This is a genomic window from uncultured Campylobacter sp. (assembly GCF_938017775.1).
In the GTDB taxonomy this organism is placed as follows: domain Bacteria; phylum Campylobacterota; class Campylobacteria; order Campylobacterales; family Campylobacteraceae; genus Campylobacter_B.
Genome location: NZ_CALIIU010000015.1, coordinates 1 through 1,435 on the forward strand (window position 1 = coordinate 1; position 1,435 = coordinate 1,435).

General features: G+C 48.2%; 1 protein-coding gene. It reads right to left on the reverse strand.

The features are described 5' to 3' along the window. Positions 1 to 375: 375 nt before the first annotated feature. Positions 376 to 1,435, reverse strand: a 1,060-nt coding sequence (locus Q0537_RS02870; protein ID WP_299224958.1) for a lytic transglycosylase domain-containing protein, incomplete at its 5' end; no start/stop codon positions are given.

Genomic DNA, 1,435 nt, shown 5'->3' on the forward strand with positions numbered 1-1,435 from the left:
AATACGTAAACGTCATAAAAAACAAGCAAGCCGCTAAATTTGCGGTGCGTTTCTTTTCGTCTTTAAACGACGATACGCACAAAATGGCGGCTATTATGAGAACTACGGTCGCGATAATTTGCATGGCACGCCACCTTTCGTGCAGATCTGGAAATGGTCGTCATTAGGCATTAATAGATAAAATTTAACCACTGAAGTCAAAATAAATTCGCACGATTTTATAACGCCTTGCCTACTTTTGCGGTAAAATTTCGCCGTTTTGATCTGCCAGTCTAAGCTCTTGGCGGGCAAATTTTGCGCTTTTGTTGAAGCGACGGCTTTTAAAATTCCTTGCTCATCGCTTTTTAAAATCATCCTCCGAACTCGCCGTTAGCTTTAGCGAAAGTTATCGCTGCGAGAGGGGATCAGCAGATCTTGCAGCTCCTGCTGCACCGAGACTTTCGCGCGCGGATCGAGGATCTGCGAGTAGATGATAAAATTTGCGAGTACCTTTTTGCCGTAGTCCCTGCTCTCGGCATATGGCACGAGCTCCATACTAAGCCACGGCTCGAATTTGCCCTTATTAAACATATCGCCGCGCTGAAGCATCTTTTTGACGAGCCCAAGCCCGCCGTTGTAAGCGTATGCGATGAAAACCGGGCTATAAATTTTGCGCTCCAGCCAGTCGATATGGATGTTAGCAAAGCGGTAAGCGACTTCCGGGCGGAACATATCGTCTTGATCGAAGCCGTCGATTTTGAGTTGCTTTTTGCCGATCTCGTTAGCCAAAAACGGCATAAATTGCATCATCCCAAGCGCATACGACGTAGATACCGATGCGGGCACGAAGCGGCTTTCTTGGCGGGCGAGCGCTAAAATTAGCGCTTTGCGGCGGTTATCGCCGTCGCCGATATACTCCATAAACGGCGTCGGATAGAAGTTATCCTTGCCGCCGCTTGCTTTATTCATGATGTATGAGTACTCGCCGATGCTTTGCTTGGTGTCGAATTTTTTAGCAAATTCCAAAAGTTGTGGGCGCGACATCTGATCAGCGCTATTTTTCGTGCGAACCCAAGCGAAAGGATCGGTGATATCGTAGCCTTCGATGGAATTTTTAGCCGGGTTTGGGATGATGATGTTTAAATTTTTATTTCCCGAAATCTCTTTGGCATAGAGCGCGTAGAGGCTGTAGTATTCGCTTGCGGCAAGCTCTTTTACGATATTTTGATCCCCGCTTAGCAGATATACCCAAAATTTCGCATTGTGCACATCGTGAGGCTTCTCAAAGCTCGCAGCCGCGCGGCTAAAAAACGCAAGCGCAGCCCCTTCATTGCCCTGCATGACGGCATTTACGCCTAGCATAAACGCTATGTCCTTCTCCACGGCTAGCGGATCAACGCCCGTAAGCGAGCGGCGCAGGCGCGGGTATTTGCGGTTGATTAGCGCATCGTTAAGA